Genomic DNA, 17,902 nt, shown 5'->3' on the forward strand with positions numbered 1-17,902 from the left:
TCTTGTTTTTACGACAAATATCACAGCTTGTTCTGAATGGTAACTCGTTGTAAAATAACACGGACTTTTCTTAAAAACCTCTTGACTTTTCAGCCAAGAATTGAACATCAAATTTTCTTGAAATATTTATTGTGACCAAAGTCCCTGTGTAAATTTTAATCCATATTGACTATCTTTTAAAAAGATCCAACCTGCCAATTCTTCGAACTGCTTCAACCAACCGATCCTCATTTGTTAATAGTCCTACGCGGACATAGCCTTCACCGGAGGTCCCAAAGCCGATACCCGGTGCCACAATAATGTGGGCCTTTTCTAGAAGCAAATCGGAAAAATCCACGGATGTAAATCCTTCGGGCACCTTGAGCCAAGCAAAAAATGATCCTTGGGGAGCCGTCACATTCCATCCCAAGTCACGAAGTCCGCCAATAAAAACATTACGCCTGCGCTCATACAGGGCATTTAATTCCTTGACACATTCCTGAGGTCCTGTAAGCGCTTCGGCTGCCGCCTCCTGTATGGCTCCAAATAAACTGACATAAAGGTGATCTTGGAGGAGCTCAAGTGCAGCAATTACACTTTCGTTACCAACAGCGAAACCGACACGCCAACCTGCCATATTATAGGCTTTTGATAGCGTGTATATTTCGATGCCTATTTCTTTGGCACCTTTTGCCTGAAGAAAGCTCGGCGGTTTTAATCCGTCAAAACCAATGGCGCCATAGGCAAAATCATGAACAACACAAATGTTATGCTCATTCGCGAGCTTCACTGTTTCCTCGAAAAATTCGGGGGTTGCCTGGGCACCTGTCGGATTATTTGGATAGTTAAGGAACATTAATTTTGCCTTTGCCAAAATCTCCGGGGAAAGTTTATCATAGTCAGGCAAAAACTGATTTTCTTCTGTAAATGGCATTGTCGTCATTTCAGCCCCTGCCAAGGCAACACCAGACCAATAATCCGGATATCCGGGGTCAGGGACAAGGATTGTATCTCCCGGATTGAGCAGGCACTGCGGAATTTCTACCAACCCAGCTTTGCCGCCAAACAGTATGGCAACTTCCTTATCTGGATTAATCGAAACACCATATTCCCGCAGGTAAAAATGTGCCGCTGCCTGTTTTAGAAAAGGAAACCCTTGAAATGGAGAATACTTATGATTCACCGGATTCGCAGCGGCTTCCTGGACCTTTGCGACAATATGTTGGGGAGTGGGCTGATCTGGATTGCCTTGCCCAAGGTTAATTACATCATAGCCCTGTTCAATGTATAGCCCGGCTTTTTTTACTAACGAGGCAAAAAATTGCTTTGGAAGACTTTTTAATAGTTCTGATTGCGGAAATTTCATCACATTCTCACCCACTTTTTTTATTATAAGGTTGAAATTCTAGTCACAAATGATATTACTTTATAACAGCTTGTAAAGTAAAAATTCAGAATTTTACTATGAGGAGAGAGAAAGGTAATTTAAAAATTGCTTGTCTGCAAATGGATATTGCTTTTGGCGAACCAGATAAAAATTACGGCTCCGTTGCAAATGTTAACGACAGCGGGGTGAGCTTGTTTGTCAGTACAGTAAACTGGCTGGTGAAACCGAGGAAATTTTATCAGCAGAAATCGATCTGGATCTGGTCAAAAATATTCGCAGTCAAATCCCGATTTTTACCGACCGCAAACCGGAGTATTATAACTAAAAAGCATGGCAGGAGGGGGAATGCCCCTGACTGCCATGCTTTACTATTATAACCATTGATTTTCATGCCTAGCTATGAGCCGTTGCCATCTCTTCTCCACTTCTGTTTCAAACTGTTCCACTAAATGTTTGTTTTCTTCTTTTAGTAGATGTTTTGTTTTACCCATGTATTTAAACCACTCGGTTACCGGAACACGCTTTTTCTTCTCCTCAGGATTGTAGGTAACCGTTGTTACCCCCTGCTCCACCTCGTAAAGTGGGAAGAAGCAAGAATTGACGGCTGCTTCAAGAATTTTTGTCCCGTAGCGGTCTTCGGATTTCCAGTTAAGCGGACAGGTAATTAACAGTTTGCCATATACCGGGCCCACATTTTGTGCATACCACTGGGCTTTGGCACCTTTCTTGACCAGATCCTGCGGGAATGCTTCCGATCCGGTAAAAACATAAGGAATATTGGTGGCTGCCATGATTTGAACGGTGTCTTTATGGTGGAAAGACTTCCCTTTTTGTGTCTTTCCGACGCCGGATGTGCTGGTCATATGGCCGAGCGGTGTGGAATAAGACATTTGCGAACCAGTATTCATGTAGCCTTCATTGTCGTATTCCAGCATAATCAATTTATGGCCGCGTAGTGCCGTACCAATTGCTGAACCCATACCGATATCCATGCCGCCGTCACCGGTAATCATGACGAATGTTGCATCATCAGATACATTGATCTCTCCGCGGCGCTTTAATTCCATAAACGCCTCAACAGTACCCGATAAGGTTGCGGCACCATTTTGGAATAGGTTGTGCATCATCGTTTGCTTATGTGAACTGTATGGATAGGCTGTTGTTGTAACATAGGCGCAACCTGTTTGGAATAGGGTGACAATATCGCCTTCAATCCCCTTAAAGAATAATTCAAGTCCGCCGAAAATACCGCAGCCAGGGCAGGCCCCATGGCCAGAAGCGATTCGTTTCGGTTTCGAAGTCAACATTCTTAGCGGCGGGATTTTCACCTTTAATTTATTTGTTTCTTCGTCCATTTTGACTTCTATCAATCCGGATTTATACACATCGCCATGCTGAGGGGCAATGACAGGCTTCAGAATTTTCTCAGGATTCCCCGGAACCACACCAAAATAGTCAAACGGCTTCTCAGCATAGCCCCTCTCCATAGCGTCAATGGCCATCTTGAAGAATTCATGGGCATCACTCGCATAGAAATCCTTGCCGCCCATGCCAAAAACTCGGCTTAAAACGATTGTTTTGTTATCCTTGTCATCTTGAAGCGCAGATTTCACTTCATGAGTCAAATTAGGTCCATGAGCGCCATAAGAATCAGCACGTTCGCCAACTAATAATGCTTTCACATTTTTCAAGGCTTTACGGATTTCCATGGCTGGGAATGGACGAATAATATTCGGGCTGATTACCCCTGCTTTAATGCCTTGGGCACGAAGCTGATCAACAACATCCTTGGCCGACTCGGCAGCGGAGTTTAAGAGGAATAATGCAACTTCGGCATCTTCCATTTTATATAAATCTAGAACAGGGTATTCTCTTCCGGAAAGCTTTGCATACTCTGATGCAACTTCCTTGAACACTTCTGCAGCATTGTACATTGCCTCTGACTGCTGGAAGTGATTATTCATCAAATCCTCACCGTTCATATGGGCACCGATTGTCACCGGCTGCTTCGGATCCCTAATAAAATTGTAATCAGTCGGACACTCGCCGACAAATTGTTGAACGACACGGCGATCTTTAAAGTATTCGACTCTGCGCTTTTGATGGGAGGTCCAGAATCCATCATATGCGACAATAACCGGCAAGCGGACCTTGGAATGCTCGGCCACTTTCAACGCCATAATATTCATATCGTAAACAGCCTGAGGCGTTCTTGCCGTCAAAATTACCCAGCCTGTGTTCAATCCGTAGTAAAGATCAGAGTGGTCACCGCGGATATCAAGCGGACCGCTTACAGCACGAGTCACCAGGTTCATAACCATTGGAAATCTTGTGCCTGCCTGGACCGGCAATTGTTCAATCATATATAAGAAACCATTGGCGCTAGTTGCATTGAATACACGGGCGCCGGTAGCAGCTGCTCCATAACAAATTCCAGCCGAACCATGTTCGCCATCTGCCGGAATTAGCTTTATATCGTGTTCACCGCGGGCTTTCATCTGATCTAAAAACTGGGCAACTTCAGTTGAAGGAGTGATTGGGAAGTAACCCATGATATGATAATTGATCTGTGCTGCTGCCATTGCAGCCATTTCATTTCCTGATTCAAAGGTTGAAACCTGTTCGGCAACCCCTTTGGAAGTCAATTTATCTTCTAAAATAGCCATTATAAACTACCTCCTGCTGCATAAGGAAAGTTTTTCTTCACGCGGTTTGCGTCTGCATAACCGATCATTTCCCGAAGATCTTTAAGCGCATCTGTCGGACAGGCCTCCACGCATTTTAGACAGCCTTTGCAATATTGATAATCAATCCCTTTAAGGAACATTTGCTTTCTTCCGCGCTTGTCCTCGCCCTCTTCCCATACGAAACAGTAATCCGGACAAACATTATCACACGCGGCGCAATCAATACATTTTTCACGATTTAATTCAGGAAGGAACCCTTGTCTTGAACCGCTTAAATCTTTTAAAATACTATTTGCCTGAGCAGTAATTACACCGCCAAGCTCCTGCGTTAAAAATCCAAGCTGAGGCTGTGGACGGACAAACGCCTTGCCTACTGCACCATCAGGAACAGCATAGGATTTGAACTGTACTTCATTGTAACCGCGGTCAAAAGTTCGTAAATTCGGCTCAACCAAATGTGGATACTTTTTCTCAAATGTTTTGCGAATAACATTTTTCATTGCTTCAGGGTCAAGGAAATCACAAATTCTGAATAGTGCCCCAAGCATCGCGGTATTAACTTTTGTTTTTTCTTCAACGGCGATGGTTAACGCGTCAACAACAGCCAGAGTACCGTACTCAAGTTGTAAATCCTTTTTTACATCATCAAAATCTCTTGTAGTATTGACCAACACAATCCCATCAGCAGGCAAACCGCTGACAACATTTACTGTTTTATACAAAGCTTCGTGAAACACACCAACAACATGCGGTTGTTCAATTGGGCTGTGATCGCGAATTTCCACATCCGGGTCGCAAAAACGGATAAAACTCTTAACCGGGGATCCCTTTTTCTCGGAACCGTAAGATGAAAAGTTCGACCCTCTAAGACCTAGGCTTAGGACACCGGCTTCTGCCAGCATTTTTCCGGCTAGATTGGCCCCGAGGCCGCCGATGGATTCCAAACGGATTTCAAAAAATCCTAGTTCATTTTTTTTCGGTAAAATTGACATAATGTCCCCCTCCTCACTTCGTTCAAAAAAACTACACGAAAAAGACATAAAAAATTTAACTTCCAAAACCATTGTAGGACATTTATATTTAATTAGCTGTGACAAAAATCAAACATGTGCCAAAAATCTATGAAACACTTTATCTTTTTACATATAAATCATTATCAAATCAAATTATTTAATTATATAACAGATTTTAGGTTGTAATATAACAGTTAGTTTCATCATAACAAAATGGTTGGCAGCTGTTTTCTGGGATCAATCGCGTTTCGCGTGTTAACAAGGGGTTGTCCACTGTCTTTTACGGTAAAAATAAGTTATAATTATATATTGTTTTATTTTTGAAAAGGAGCTATTTCATGAAGGTTATTTGTTCTACATTAAATGCAAAATACATTCACACTAATCTTGCCATACGTTGCTTGAAGGCATATGCCTCTCCCGAATATGATGTGAAATTGAAAGAATATACCATAAAGGACCCAGTGATGAATATTGTTTCAGATCTCCATCAACAAAAAGCAGATGTTATTGGTTTCAGCTGTTATATATGGAATATTGAAGAAACATTAAAGGTTATCAATATGCTTAAAAAAATTGACACGGAGCTAAGGATTGTCTTAGGGGGACCTGAAGTGTCCTACGATACAAAAGAATGGATGGAAAAGTACCCTGAGATTGATTACGTCGTCATGGGCGAAGGGGAACAAACATTTAAACAGCTGTTAACCGAACTGGAGACCACCAATAATTTGCAAAATGTCCATGGTGTAGCCTACCGGGATACTGCCGGCAAGATCGTCATTACCCCGCAGCGGAATAAACTCGATTTAAAGGAACTTCCCTCCCCTTTTCGCTTTTCCGAGGATATCCCGCATTTGGGTAAACGGGTTACTTATATAGAAACAAGTCGGGGCTGCCCCTTTAGCTGCCAATTTTGTCTCTCATCGATTGAGGTTGGAGTCCGTTATTTTGAACGGGATAGGATTAAGGAAGATATTCGTTATTTGATGGCAAACGGTGCTAAGACGATTAAGTTCGTTGACCGCACTTTTAACATTAGCCGCAGTTATGCGATGGAAATGTTTCGCTTTTTGATCGATGAACATCTGCCCGGGACTGTGTTCCAATTTGAGATTACCGCTGACATTATGCGTCCTGAGGTCATTGAATTTTTGAATCAGGAGGCGCCAAAAGGCTTATTCCGTTTTGAAATTGGTGTTCAATCCACCAATGACTATACGAATGAGCTTGTCATGCGCAAACAGAATTTTGCCAAACTGACCAGAACCGTCACCATGGTGAAAGAAGGCAAAAAAATTGACCAGCATCTGGATTTGATTGCCGGTCTTCCGGGGGAAGACTATTCCTCATTTCGAAAAACCTTTAACGATGTTTTTGAAATGAGGCCGGAGGAGTTGCAACTTGGCTTTTTAAAAATGCTGCGCGGTACTGGGGTAAGGCTGCGCGCTGCAGAGCATAATTATGTATATATGGACCATTCCCCTTATGAAATCCTAAGCAATAATGTTTTGCCTTTCGATGATATTGTCAGGATTAAGCAAGTGGAGGATGTCTTGGAAAAGTATTGGAACGACCATCGCATGGATACTACTGTAGAGTATTTGGTAACTCATGTTTTTCCGACTCCGTTTGATTTCTTTCAGGAATTTGGGTCCTATTGGGATGAACAGGGTTGGTCAAGAATTGGGCATCAGCTCGAGGATTTGTTCCGGAGATTATTTTCGTTTTTGCAGCAGAAATCCGTCGAAGATATGGATGTTATTATCGGCTTAATGAAGTATGATTACCTGATCAAACATAAATATAAACCAAGGAAGCCATGGTGGGAGCACACATTGGAAAAAAGCAGCCGGACCAAAATCTACAGTCTTCTAAGCGAATCACCAATGCTTGCTGGAGAGGATTTCTCCCAATTAAAGCTGGATGAAAAAGACTTATACAAGCATACGGTGCTTGAACACCTATCCTTTGATTTAACAAAGTACCTCAATACAGGAGAGATTGATAAACATCCGGGGTATTTATTGGCCTATTTCGACCCTTCCAGTCAAAATACACATGTATTTTCGTTTTTAGAAAGGTAAAAAGCCGGATTTTTCCGGCTTATTTTTTACTCTCTTTTTTCCTGAACAACTTTCTCAAATTTTCCTTCAACGGTACACCGTTTACGTCGCCGATTTCCACGCTAAATTCCTCAATCGGAATCCTAGGCGGAGTTTTGCGTCGGCCTTTCATTTAGCTTCTTCCCTTTTTTCCTTGTTTGGAATTGCGGTTTTGAAATCTAATGGCATTGTTGTCATCCGTAAATTCGGCCGAGAATTCACTTTCCTGAATATTTTTCTTAGGTGTTTTGCTGTATTTCTCGACTGCATCAAATTCTGCCTTGCGCTTTGCCATCAGTAGACCTCCCTAAAAATTATCGTTACAACTATAGTTTTTAACAAATTTTTTATAAACATTCCTTTCCTTATTTTTTCTTAAATGGAAACTCGCCGACTGGCGAGTCCGGTAGGCCGAAGACAGAGGCGTAGTTGAACTTATGCGTGCGAAGCTGTGATAAAAAAATTTGGTAAAAATTTTATATTCCTTATTAGCTAAATAAAATTTGACTTTATGAACAAAATAAAAATAAACGAGGGGGGATCATCGTGGAAAAAGACAGACGTGAAAAACGGGAAAAAATTGGCATAGATGAAACAATGCCGCATCAAATTAACGCCCCGAGTTTTGCAGGGACAGGTATTGATATGCAGGCCCCCTTTGTCAATGAACACGGGGTAGTAATCGGTGACAGCCACTATGCTTCTGAAAACTCTCCTTTGGAAAACTGGACAGAAGAAACAGACCCGGCGATTATGGCTGGCGATGAATGGGTCCATCCAACAAACGATATCGGCTGGAATACGACAGAAAATCGCGAATTGCTGGAAAGCATGAGAAAGCCCCAAGCCTATCCTTTTATGCATCCGACCAAGGATGTGAGCAAAGGGGCAGATTGAGCCAGTTACTCAAAACATTACCATTTATGAAAATCACAAATATATTTCATACTATCTTTACAGAGCGAAAAAATTCTCTGTGATAAAAGGAGCGATAATTGATGGCTAACAGCAGAAATAAATTATTGGTACCTGGTATCGAGCAATACTTGGATCAGGTAAAATATGAAATCGCGCAAGAGTTTGGCGTACAATTGGGTTCAGATACGGTATCCCGGGCTAACGGCTCTGTCGGTGGAGAAATCACAAAAAGACTTGTGCAGCAAGCTCAGGCCCAAATGTCTGGACAAAACCAACAATAAATTCAAACTTGCCGATTGGCGAGTCCGTTAGGACGAAGACAGAGGCTTAGTTTTGAATTATATGCGTTAACAAATTATAAAATTTAGTAAAAATTTCATAATTTGTTATTAGCTAAAAAACTTAATACAAATGGCAAAAGTCCGGCAGCAGCCGGACTTTATTTGTGTTGATTTCTATTTTTCCGGTTATTATTTTGCGGTTGTTTTTTGTGGCCGGAGTCGAAATTTTGATTAAGCTGTTTTTTTAACTGGCCCTTGTTTAGTTTTTCGGGTCGTTCTTCATTCTTTTTTTGCTGCCCTGGAGGTATCAGTTTTTCAGCTTGTTTTTCATTCTTCTTTTGCTGCCCTGGAGGTATTAGCTTTTCAGCTTGGTCCTCATTCTTCTTTTGCTGCCCTGGAGGTATCAGTTTTTCAGCTTGTTCTTCATTCTTCTTTTGCTGCCCTGGAGGCATTTGTTTTCCAGCCTGATGTGCTGCCTCAACTATATCATTACTGATTCCAATGTTATCGTTATCCTGCTTTTTCAAATGGCCAGGAGGTACCTTGACACTCGGCTGTGAATCTCCCTTACTTTTCTCGTTATGTTGCTTTATATTGCGACTTTTCGTTTGGTATTTTCCGGTTGTAAGTCCTAGCTCATGAGCTTTTTGCAAATCCTGTTCCGTTCCCGATACGACCGTTAACTCCAACTGCTGTTCAGTTGCAGCAGCTTTTATTTCCTTAATGTTTGCTTCAAGTTGTTTCTCAATCTGTTTTTCTGCCTCTTCCGTCCTTACTGTGGAAAGCACTAGTTGTTTCTTGACCTTTAAATAACCTTCCTTTTCCATTTCATTGATGATGGTTTTAGTTATTTTTGCAACATCCTGTTTCTTCCAATTATTAAGATGTGCAATAATTTCTTTGCCCTCTTTATTGAAGCCGGTTAACTCAACCACTTGCATTTTTTTATTAATTCCAAGTTCAATACTAGGATTTACATCGATCGACATATAGGCGTAAGCGTGATTGCTCTGATACATAGGAAAAAGAGATCCAAACACAACTAAGAGCGCAGCCGATAGGGCCAAAACCGATTTCAGTCCAAAAAAGAGAAAAGGCTTTTTACTCTGTATAGTTCTTTCAATTGGAAAAAAGCTGATTTCCTCACCTATTGCATAGGGCCGATCAAGTCTTGTTGCATGCAGAAATTCTCCGTCAGGGGTTAAAACTGTAAGTAAACCTTCATCCATATCCATGATTATTCCTTTTCTCATGTATCAAGCACCCCCTTTAGATAATCCTTCATGTACACGTAATCACTTGATAGTATCAAGGCAATTGCAATAATATATTTGCGATTGCGTTCAATCGTTTTTCGACTTACATCCACCAATTTTTCAAGCTGATTGATGGGCAGTCGTTTTTTTTCAAACAATATTGTTTTTAGTTCATCATGGTCGACTAATATTTTTGCGGTTAAGATGGCGTTTTTTCGCGCATCCGCATGTTTTGGGGAATTTTCCACCAAATCGCTGAACTTTAGACCGAAAGATGCTAATAAGGATTGAAATTGAATAATTTCCTCTTTTCTAAGCTGTTCGTCATTCTTCTTTTCGTAATCCTCCAAAGAAAGCTCATTTACAATAGCAGTTCCTGGGGATTCGTCCTCCTGCAATTCATTGGTGATATCAATACTAATATGTTGGTTTTTGGTTTGCTTCCGTATATAGTCAATAACCCGCCGTTTAATTACAACCTCGGAAAAACTTAGCAAGGAGCTGCCCTTTTTAGGTGAATACTTTTCAATCGCTTCATTAAACGCGATAAGCCCAATGCTAAATTCATCGTCGGTATCATAAATATAGCGCCTGCACACAGAGGAAACTGTTTTAGCGACAAAAGGTTTATATGCTTCGATTAACTCATTAAGCAATGATTGGTCACCTTGTTGAATGAGGCTGACTGTTTCTTCTAAGGTCCGCTTCTTCTTCTTGGCCAAAAATAATAAACTCAGCATTTGCTCACCTCTATTCGACCCATTATAACATAGAATTATTTATAGGTCTTTATGGGGGCAAAGCATTGCTATTACTAAATAATTACGTTTGTGTCTATTATGTTATGGGGGTTTTAAAAAAATTTATCCAATAAAAAAAGGCGGAAAATGCTCCGCCTTTTTTTAGTCATTCTGGTCCATCGGATTATAAAGTTTAACTTGAGGATTTTTTTCTTGGAACCATCTAAGTGCAAATTCATTTTCAAATAAGAACACAAAATGATCGTAACGATCTTTTACCAAAAGACTTCTGGAGCTCGACAGATTCTCATCTACCTTGTCATCCTCTACCCAGCGGGCAATTTTGGAGCCGAGCCGCTCCATTAGTACCTCGGAATTATATTCATTCTTCATTCGATGCTCGAATACTTCAAACTGAAGCTGCCCAACAGCCCCCAGAATATAATCCTCCATTCTTATCGTTTTATAAAGCTGAATCGCTCCTTCTTGAACAAGCTGCTGTATTCCCTTATAAAACGATTTTTGCTTCATAACGTTTTTCGCCGAAACCCTGACAAATAGTTCCGGGGTAAACTGAGGCAATTTTTCAAATTGGAAATCATTCTTTCCAGTAGTCAACGTATCGCCAATTTGATAAGTTCCCGTGTCATATAAACCGATAATATCACCGCTGACTGCCTGTTCAACTGTATTGCGCTCCTCCGCCATAAAGGAAGTGGATTGGGAAAGCTTTAATTGTTTCCCTAAACGTGGGACATTGATAGACATTCCGCGCTCAAATTTTCCAGAACAAATGCGGACAAAAGCAATCCGGTCACGGTGGGCCGGGTTCATATTGGCTTGGATTTTGAATACAAAACCAGAAAATTCTTCTGAAAGCGGATCTATTTCACCAATTGATGAATTACGTGGCTTCGGCGGCGGTGCAAATTGCAAATACGTCTCCAAAAAGGTTTGGACCCCGAAATTGGTCAGTGCACTGCCGAAGAAAACAGGTGTCAGATTTCCCGCAGCCACCCTTTCGGCTGAAAATTCGTTCCCGGCCTCATTTAGCAGCATGATTTCTTCCAATGTTTGGTCATACAGTCCTGAATCTTTCAGTTTATGGCTGCCCTCAATTTCACCATCGTCATTTAACGGAATAAAGCGTTCATCCTCGTCCACCCGGAATTGTTCGACACGATTATAATACCGGTCATAAATCCCAAGAAACTCTTTTCCCATCCCGATTGGCCAATTCATAGGATAGGATTCAATCCCAAGTACCTCTTCCAATTCTGCCAGAAGTTCAAGCGGCGGCTTGCCTTGCCGGTCCAGCTTGTTCATAAAGGTAAAAATCGGAATTCCCCGCATCCGGCAAACTTTAAATAATTTCAGGGTTTGCTCCTCAATCCCCTTGGCTGAATCGATAATCATCACGGCGCTATCGACAGCCATTAGCGTCCGATACGTATCTTCACTAAAATCCTGGTGGCCTGGGGTATCCAAAATATTTACACGATATCCATCATAATCAAATTGCATGACACTGGAGGTAACGGAGATTCCCCGCTGCTTTTCAATTTCCATCCAGTCACTTGTGGCAAATTTCCCCGTTTTCTTTGCCTTGACCGTTCCGGCATCACGGATGGCTCCTCCAAATAATAATAATTTTTCGGTTAATGTCGTTTTACCGGCATCCGGGTGAGAAATAATCGCAAACGTCCGGCGCGATAACACTTCTTTTTTCAAATTGTTACCCATCTTGTCTTCCTCTCTTTTGACAACTTTAAAATTTTGTCCAATATTTCAATATTATCTCGCAAACGGTCAGTTTGCAATATTTCAGTGAATGGGAATGATAATTTCTTTTATCCATTTGGAGAAAGGACTATAATGTAGATATATTGAAATCGCGAATTAGGAGGAACCATGGATATTACAAAGATTGACCAGCCAACCCTGGAGTTAATCCAGAAAGCGTTTGAGATTGTTCTTGATCAAAATAAAATTAAATATAAAAAAATCGGCATTGCGGAAGAAGGCGAGCAGCTGCTATTTTTATATGAAGGCCAAGATCAAAAAGTTCATGTCTTTAAATGGAAAAAAGCTTCCTGCATCGGGGTCAGCGTCGGAGTTCTTGCCCAAAGTGTATTGATGCCGATTATTCCTCACCTTCGATTATTATCCTAAATCCATAAACACACCAGTATCCTAATTGGTGTGTTTTTCTATTGCTCAAGCTTCCACTGATTTCCACATCCATTTTATTGGAAATCGCATTATAATAGATTAAGACTCTTGTATAGGGAGGTTATGAGCTAATGAATCAAAGCAAAAAAACCGCAACGAAATTTATTCCTCTATTTGCGGCTTTACTTTTAATTTGTACCGGAATCATATGGTCAATTCAATCGGTAAATAAAGAAATTGAAATCCCATTTTCTTCAGTTGAGAATATTGTTCAGAATCAAAATGGAAAGTCTGTTACTCTCATACAACGAACCGATGGCAGCCTTTATCTGAAGGCAGGAGAAAAAGAATATGTCTCCCACGTCCCGCCAAATAGCCAGATGGTCGAAAAGCTGGTCGAACGATATAATATCGCCTATTCCTTTTCCTCCAGCAGCCGTTACGGGAAATGGGTGTTGGGCGGTGTTCTCCTCTTGCTTGCCGGAGCTGTTTTTGCTGTTTACAAGACAAAAGGCGGCTTTGGCCCAGGCAATTCGATGAATAATAGTGTCTCAAAAGCCCGTCCGTTGCCGAACATAACCCTAAATGACGTTGGCGGACTAGGTGACGAAATGATAGAAGAAATCCAGCAAACATTAACAACTCTAAAAGATACCGAAAGGGCACGCAAATTAGGAATCAATCCACCGAAAGGAATCCTATTATACGGACCTCCTGGGACGGGGAAAACCCTGCTTGCACAAGCCATTGCCCGAGAACTAAATGCTTCATTTTTTACCGCAAGCGGTTCAGCCTTTAATGAGATGTTTGTCGGTGTTGGCGCAAGCCGTGTCCGCTCCTTGTTTAAGGAGGCTAGAAAACAGCGCCCTGCCGTCATATTTATCGATGAGGTGGACGCCCTTGCCGGCAGAAGAAAAGCGCATGGCAACGAGGAAGCGGAGAAAACATTGACCGAGCTACTGGTACAGCTTGATGGAGGTCATTCCAATGATGGCATATTATTTATTGCTGCAACCAACCGGAAAGATATGCTCGACGAAGCCTTCGTCCGCCCGGGGAGAATCGACTTCTCCTTCCATGTTCCGCTCCCGGATACAAAGGGGCGTAGAGAGATTATTGACATTCATGTAAGAGGCAAGTCACTAGCCCCGGATGTTCTTTCATCATTAGATGAATTGGCGGAAAGCACTTCCGGCTTCTCAGGGGCTGAGCTATTTTCGCTGTTCGAAACGGCAAGCCGTCATGCGATTCGCAACCGTCACGAAATGATTAGGAAACAAGACCTTGACTACGCTCTCGACCGAACCATTTTGGGAAGCACATCCCGTTCGCTTCAGGACCCTGAAACGAAACGCCGTGTTGCCATCCATGAGGCTGGCCATGCCCTTGTCGCTTCCTTAACGAAACCCGGGTCGGTGAGAAAAGCAACCATTATTCCACGTGGCGAGGCGCTTGGTTATGTGGCCCCGATTCCAAAAGAGCTTCATTTATCGACAACCAGCGATTTGCTGGACCGCGTTGCAATGGTATTGGCAGGCGGTGTCGCAGAACGAAAACAGCTTGGCGAACACAGCATCGGCGTCAGCGGCGACGTCCAGCAAGCCAAACATATTATTGAGCAAATGGTCGAAATTGGCATGCTTCAAGACGGGTTTACCTTGACGTTCAACAAGCAGGACAAAGAAGAAAAAATGCAGGAACTATTTTCAAAAGGTATCCATAAAGCGGAAAAGCTTATTGATGACCATCCATATCAGTATCAGCAATTGGTCGATGCTTTATTGAAAAAAGAAACATTAGAGGGATTTGAAGTAGAGGAAATAGTTAGGGGTAAAATGGATGAAGCAATCTAAATGCGTAAAAACCCGTCTGGTGATCCAGACGGGTTTATTTTTTCATTTATTAATAGTAGCAAGCAGCCCCAACAATAATCAACAGGATGAATAATACAACGATTAATACGAAGCTGCCACCATAGCCATAGCCGAAGCCGCCGTAACCGCAGCCGCCGAAGCCGCCGCCAAAGCCACCAAATCCGCCATATCCAAATGCCATATTTATTACCTCCTTTTTATAATATTACCAAATCCAAGCAGCACCTATAATGACTAACAAGATGAACAGAACAACGATCAGGGCGAATCCTGCACCGTAGCCGCCAACTGCACCTGACATTTAACATTACCTCCTTTTTTGAATTCTATATATCCTATTCACCTAGATAATAATGTGCAATAGACACATATCCCTATTACCCAATTTTGAAAAAAAGGGATAAGCCCATCTTTTTATGATATTTTTAGGCAAAAAAACAGCCTTCCAATTGGAAAGCTGTTTTTCACCATATGTATTAGCCATTTCTTAAAAGAAAACAAAATAAATGACTCCTGCCAACACAATTCGATAGATGGCAAACGGTACCAACCTAACTTTATTAATCAGCTTTAAGAAAAAGCGGATTGAAACAAGCGCAAAGATAAAGGCACTGATAAACCCGGCCACGAAAACAGGCAGAGCATCCATCGTCATATATTCCCAGTTTTTTAATAAAGAAAGAAAGCTCGCACCCGCCATAATCGGCACGGCCATAATGAACGTAAAGTCAGCGGCAACCCGATGGCTCATTCCGGTCAATACCCCTCCGGAAATCGTTGAACCGGATCTTGAAAAGCCTGGCCATAGCGATAAGCATTGGAACAAACCGACAATCAACGCTTGTTTATACGTTATTTCATCAACTGACTGCGTTTTTGGCCTGATCGGACCGAGATAATCCGCCGCTATCATCAATAGTGCCCCAATAACCAAACCAATTAATACAGTTGCTGTTGAAAATAAATAATCGTCAATATAGTCGTTAAATAGGACGCCCAACACACCAGCCGGAATGAGTCCGACGATTACCTGTGATAACTTGAGGCGGCCATTACCCTGGATTTCAGCTTTACTGAAACGTCCAAAGCTTAATAGATTGATAAATCGATTTTTAAAGGTAACAACCACAGCCAAAATTGAACCCAACTGAATGACAACCTTAAAGGTATTGGCACCATGTTTTGTCAAAAACTCCTCAGACCTCAACCACATATCATCCACAATAATCATATGTCCTGTGGATGATACGGGGGCAAATTCCGTTAATCCTTCCACCAATCCCAATATAATTGCTTTTATAATCATTAGTAATTCCACGTTTTAAATTCCCCTTACCCGTAAATAGTAATATCCAACTTTCCCATTTTCTCATTATCTTATCAGGTTGGCAAGATAAAAACAAAAAGCCACAACTCCCTTTTAATAAGGAATTATGGCTTTATCTAATGTAATGATTGTTGACCGTCAATGTTGACTAGACTCCTTTATTTACGCTTAGCGGGTTTTAACAAGCTCCTTCAAGCTGTTTTTGCTGCGCTCGACCAGATTTAAGTGTGTGTCTCTTGCCAAATTCACATATTCCTTTCTGACTTCAAGCCATGCTTTGCGGCGCTCTCGTGCAAAGGCAATATTCGATTCGGCATTTTTTTCAAAATTATCCTCGAGTTGATCCACAATCTGAACAAATGACTTGATTGGTGTCAATGCCAATTTCTCCAATTGGCCTGAAACCTCTTTCAGTTGTTTCTTCAATTCCTCACCGTCATTTTCCTGAACAACAGGGATAACGTCTTCCTTATTTTCCTCTTTACGGGCGTTAAACTGATGAGCAACTTCTGAAACCATTTCCTTGTTCGTCTTTTTCGTCTGGTCATATAATTTGGCCAAAGACTTTCTGTATTGCTTATTAAACTTGATCACTTCCCTAATGGCATTTAGGTAAGCATCCTCCCGGTCTTCGCGAAGCTTTTCCGAACGTTCGCGTGATAGCTCATATTGATCCCAAAAAGTAGTGACAAACGATCCTTTAGCTCCCGGCATGACTTTTTCTTCAACTTCAGGTACCGTTTCCATCTTCTTCTGTGCCATCGTTCTTCCTCCCCTTACTAGTATTGACTTTCTCTATCGGATCCTTCTTTTGAAATGAAGGAAAATAGAGCTCAAGAACACTGGTATACATTTTGAAAAATTGGTCAAGTAGGGATTGGTATGTTTCCAGTTGATTGGCGTAGCCCTTTAAGTATGTAATACCTGCTTTAGTAATGGAGTATTTCCTTTTTGCCGGACCCGCCCCGGTTGTATCCCATTCAGAAGAAACAAGTTCTTCTTTTTCCAACTGCCTTAGCATTCTGTATAAATTCCCCTGATCTAGCGTCTTAAAGCCGAATGATTCAAGCTTCTGGCTTAGTTCATATCCATGTAGAGAGACTTTGCTAAGAAGCAATAAAATAAATGGCAGCACAAAATTTTTTGAAGGATTGACTGATTGATTATCTTGGTTTACCATATCTTTATCACCTCACCTATATGTATTTTACACCTATAAGTAATATTTTGTCAATATTGTCAATAAATATTACTAAAAGTTGCAGTAAAATGTTTACAATTTTGTCAGCTTGGTTATACACTAATAAAAATGAAAAAGGTGGTGTGAAATGGAAAAAGCGAAAAAAAGTAAATCAGGGATTCCTTATTTGCATTTTGGCATGGGGGAGCCATTGGTGCTGATCCATGGGTTAGGTGAAGTAAAGGAGGGGTGGCAGCATCAATATGAACTTGCTGATCGATATGAATTAATCATACCTGATTTGCGCGGTCACGGAGAGTGTACTAGATTCGATGGAATTTCCATTCCAAACTTTGCTGCTGATGTCATTTCATTATTGCACGAACTAAAAATTGAAAACGCTCACATTCTTGGTTTGTCAATGGGTGGAGCCGTTGCACAGGAAATTTACCGCCAGTCACCCTCTCACTGTCGTTCTCTCATTTTAGTCAGTACATTTCACTTTTTCCCGGAGAAACTCAAAAGTTTGTTATTTGAAAATCGCAAGGCAAAGTTTGAATCGGTCACTGCTTCTGGTAAAGAAGCTGAATATCTGGCACGTATGGCTCTGTATTCTTGGAACCATGATACAGTGGAGAAATTTAACAAGCTATTCAGGCCAAAACGTGAAACTTTTATTAAGTCGTTAAAAACCTGTCTAGAGGTCAATAATCGGGCGCTGCTTCCGACGATCCATGTTCCGACCCTGATTGTCGGCGGGCAATATGATACCGTTTTGCCAGTTTGGATTCAAGCCTGTATGCACAAGCTGATCCCGCATTCTGAATTTATTATTTTGAGGAATACCGGCCATCTTGCCAAATTGGAGGCAAAAGACCGGTTCAACCGTCTGCTGCGGAAATTCCTCGATCAGCAAAAAAATGCCGGATAATATGATATAAACGGGAAGAAAGGGCCCCCACCCTGACTTCCCGTTAATAATT

Annotated in this window: 20 protein-coding genes; 7 read left to right on the forward strand and 13 right to left on the reverse strand. The window is 41.5% G+C overall.

Going from position 1 to position 17,902, the window contains the following annotated elements; all coding sequences use genetic code 11:
• Positions 1 to 169 precede the first annotated feature (169 nt).
• Positions 170 to 1,348: a pyridoxal phosphate-dependent aminotransferase gene (locus tag M3234_RS21225; protein ID WP_311315675.1), complete on the reverse strand. Its 1,179-nt coding sequence runs from the start codon at positions 1,346 to 1,348 to the stop codon at positions 170 to 172.
• A gap of 95 nt (positions 1,349 to 1,443) precedes the next feature.
• On the opposite strand from M3234_RS21225, the gene M3234_RS29580 reads away from it, so the two are divergent.
• Complete coding sequence (locus M3234_RS29580; protein ID WP_311315676.1) at positions 1,444 to 1,743, forward strand: hypothetical protein; 300 nt, start codon at positions 1,444 to 1,446, stop codon at positions 1,741 to 1,743.
• Here M3234_RS29580 and M3234_RS21235 read toward each other — a convergent pair.
• Positions 1,738 to 4,032 carry a thiamine pyrophosphate-dependent enzyme gene (locus M3234_RS21235; RefSeq protein ID WP_262306628.1) on the reverse strand — a complete coding sequence of 765 codons (2,295 nt, stop codon included), beginning with the start codon at positions 4,030 to 4,032 and terminating at the stop codon, positions 1,738 to 1,740. The two genes, M3234_RS29580 and M3234_RS21235, sit on opposite strands and share 6 nt — an antisense overlap.
• Complete coding sequence (locus M3234_RS21240) at positions 4,032 to 5,045, reverse strand: 2-oxoacid:acceptor oxidoreductase family protein (RefSeq protein ID WP_262306629.1); 1,014 nt, start codon at positions 5,043 to 5,045, stop codon at positions 4,032 to 4,034. The genes M3234_RS21235 and M3234_RS21240 overlap by 1 nt, the downstream gene beginning before the upstream one ends.
• Before the next feature lie 359 nt (positions 5,046 to 5,404).
• Here M3234_RS21240 and M3234_RS21245 point away from each other — a divergent pair, with 359 nt between their 5' ends.
• Complete coding sequence (locus tag M3234_RS21245) at positions 5,405 to 7,153, forward strand: B12-binding domain-containing radical SAM protein (protein WP_262306630.1); 1,749 nt, start codon at positions 5,405 to 5,407, stop codon at positions 7,151 to 7,153.
• 19 nt (positions 7,154 to 7,172) lie between these two features.
• Here the strand turns inward: M3234_RS21245 and M3234_RS29370 are convergent, their stop codons facing one another.
• Positions 7,173 to 7,304, reverse strand: coding sequence for a hypothetical protein (locus M3234_RS29370; protein WP_285858577.1), 132 nt, complete (start codon positions 7,302 to 7,304; stop codon positions 7,173 to 7,175).
• Positions 7,305 to 7,466 carry a hypothetical protein gene (locus M3234_RS21250; protein ID WP_172799274.1) on the reverse strand — a complete coding sequence of 54 codons (162 nt, stop codon included), beginning with the start codon at positions 7,464 to 7,466 and terminating at the stop codon, positions 7,305 to 7,307.
• Between the two features lie 251 nt (positions 7,467 to 7,717).
• Here M3234_RS21250 and M3234_RS21255 point away from each other — a divergent pair, with 251 nt between their 5' ends.
• Together M3234_RS21255 and M3234_RS21260 are read left to right on the forward strand one after the other, a co-directional pair.
• Positions 7,718 to 8,068 carry a DUF3905 domain-containing protein gene (locus M3234_RS21255; RefSeq protein WP_396953975.1) on the forward strand — a complete coding sequence of 117 codons (351 nt, stop codon included), beginning with the start codon at positions 7,718 to 7,720 and terminating at the stop codon, positions 8,066 to 8,068.
• Positions 8,069 to 8,169: 101 nt separating this feature from the next.
• Positions 8,170 to 8,370 carry an alpha/beta-type small acid-soluble spore protein gene (locus tag M3234_RS21260; protein WP_066317684.1) on the forward strand — a complete coding sequence of 67 codons (201 nt, stop codon included), beginning with the start codon at positions 8,170 to 8,172 and terminating at the stop codon, positions 8,368 to 8,370.
• A gap of 158 nt (positions 8,371 to 8,528) precedes the next feature.
• Here the strand turns inward: M3234_RS21260 and M3234_RS21265 are convergent, their stop codons facing one another.
• From M3234_RS21265 to M3234_RS21275, 3 genes are all read right to left on the reverse strand, one after another.
• On the reverse strand, positions 8,529 to 9,623 hold the full coding sequence (locus M3234_RS21265; RefSeq protein WP_262306631.1) for an anti-sigma factor domain-containing protein: 1,095 nt from the start codon (positions 9,621 to 9,623) through the stop codon (positions 8,529 to 8,531).
• A complete protein-coding gene (sigI, locus tag M3234_RS21270; protein ID WP_262306632.1) occupies positions 9,620 to 10,366 on the reverse strand; it encodes an RNA polymerase sigma factor SigI in 747 nt (248 codons plus the stop codon). The genes M3234_RS21265 and sigI overlap by 4 nt, the downstream gene beginning before the upstream one ends.
• A gap of 162 nt (positions 10,367 to 10,528) precedes the next feature.
• Positions 10,529 to 12,109 (reverse strand): peptide chain release factor 3, encoded by a 1,581-nt coding sequence (locus M3234_RS21275; protein WP_262306633.1) that lies wholly within the window; start codon positions 12,107 to 12,109, stop codon positions 10,529 to 10,531.
• A gap of 168 nt (positions 12,110 to 12,277) precedes the next feature.
• On the opposite strand from M3234_RS21275, the gene M3234_RS21280 reads away from it, so the two are divergent.
• Entirely contained in the window at positions 12,278 to 12,538 is a 261-nt protein-coding gene (locus tag M3234_RS21280; RefSeq protein WP_262306634.1) for a hypothetical protein, read from the forward strand.
• A 131-nt stretch (positions 12,539 to 12,669) separates the two neighbouring features.
• The gene (locus M3234_RS21285) at positions 12,670 to 14,391 is read left to right on the forward strand and encodes an AAA family ATPase (RefSeq protein WP_262306635.1); all 1,722 of its coding nucleotides are present in this window, start codon (positions 12,670 to 12,672) and stop codon (positions 14,389 to 14,391) included.
• A 49-nt stretch (positions 14,392 to 14,440) separates the two neighbouring features.
• Here M3234_RS21285 and M3234_RS21290 read toward each other — a convergent pair whose 3' ends face one another.
• From M3234_RS21290 to phaQ, 5 genes are all read right to left on the reverse strand, one after another.
• Positions 14,441 to 14,593 (reverse strand): YjcZ family sporulation protein, encoded by a 153-nt coding sequence (locus M3234_RS21290; protein ID WP_262306636.1) that lies wholly within the window; start codon positions 14,591 to 14,593, stop codon positions 14,441 to 14,443.
• 24 nt (positions 14,594 to 14,617) lie between these two features.
• Positions 14,618 to 14,713, reverse strand: coding sequence for a YjcZ family sporulation protein (locus tag M3234_RS21295; protein ID WP_082693063.1), 96 nt, complete (start codon positions 14,711 to 14,713; stop codon positions 14,618 to 14,620).
• A 186-nt stretch (positions 14,714 to 14,899) separates the two neighbouring features.
• Entirely contained in the window at positions 14,900 to 15,718 is an 819-nt protein-coding gene (locus M3234_RS21300) for an undecaprenyl-diphosphate phosphatase (protein ID WP_262306729.1), read from the reverse strand.
• Positions 15,719 to 15,907: 189 nt separating this feature from the next.
• Positions 15,908 to 16,501, reverse strand: a complete 594-nt coding sequence (locus tag M3234_RS21305; RefSeq protein WP_262306637.1) for a hypothetical protein — start codon at positions 16,499 to 16,501, stop codon at positions 15,908 to 15,910.
• Positions 16,470 to 16,919 (reverse strand): poly-beta-hydroxybutyrate-responsive repressor, encoded by a 450-nt coding sequence (phaQ, locus tag M3234_RS21310; protein ID WP_262306638.1) that lies wholly within the window; start codon positions 16,917 to 16,919, stop codon positions 16,470 to 16,472. The genes M3234_RS21305 and phaQ overlap by 32 nt, the downstream gene beginning before the upstream one ends.
• A 148-nt stretch (positions 16,920 to 17,067) precedes the next feature.
• Between phaQ and M3234_RS21315 the strand changes: the two genes are divergently transcribed.
• Positions 17,068 to 17,850, forward strand: a complete 783-nt coding sequence (locus tag M3234_RS21315) for an alpha/beta fold hydrolase (RefSeq protein ID WP_262306639.1) — start codon at positions 17,068 to 17,070, stop codon at positions 17,848 to 17,850.
• Positions 17,851 to 17,902 lie beyond the last annotated feature (52 nt).

Source organism: Neobacillus niacini, assembly GCF_023715785.1.
GTDB lineage: Bacteria > Bacillota > Bacilli > Bacillales > Cytobacillaceae > Neobacillus > Neobacillus niacini_E.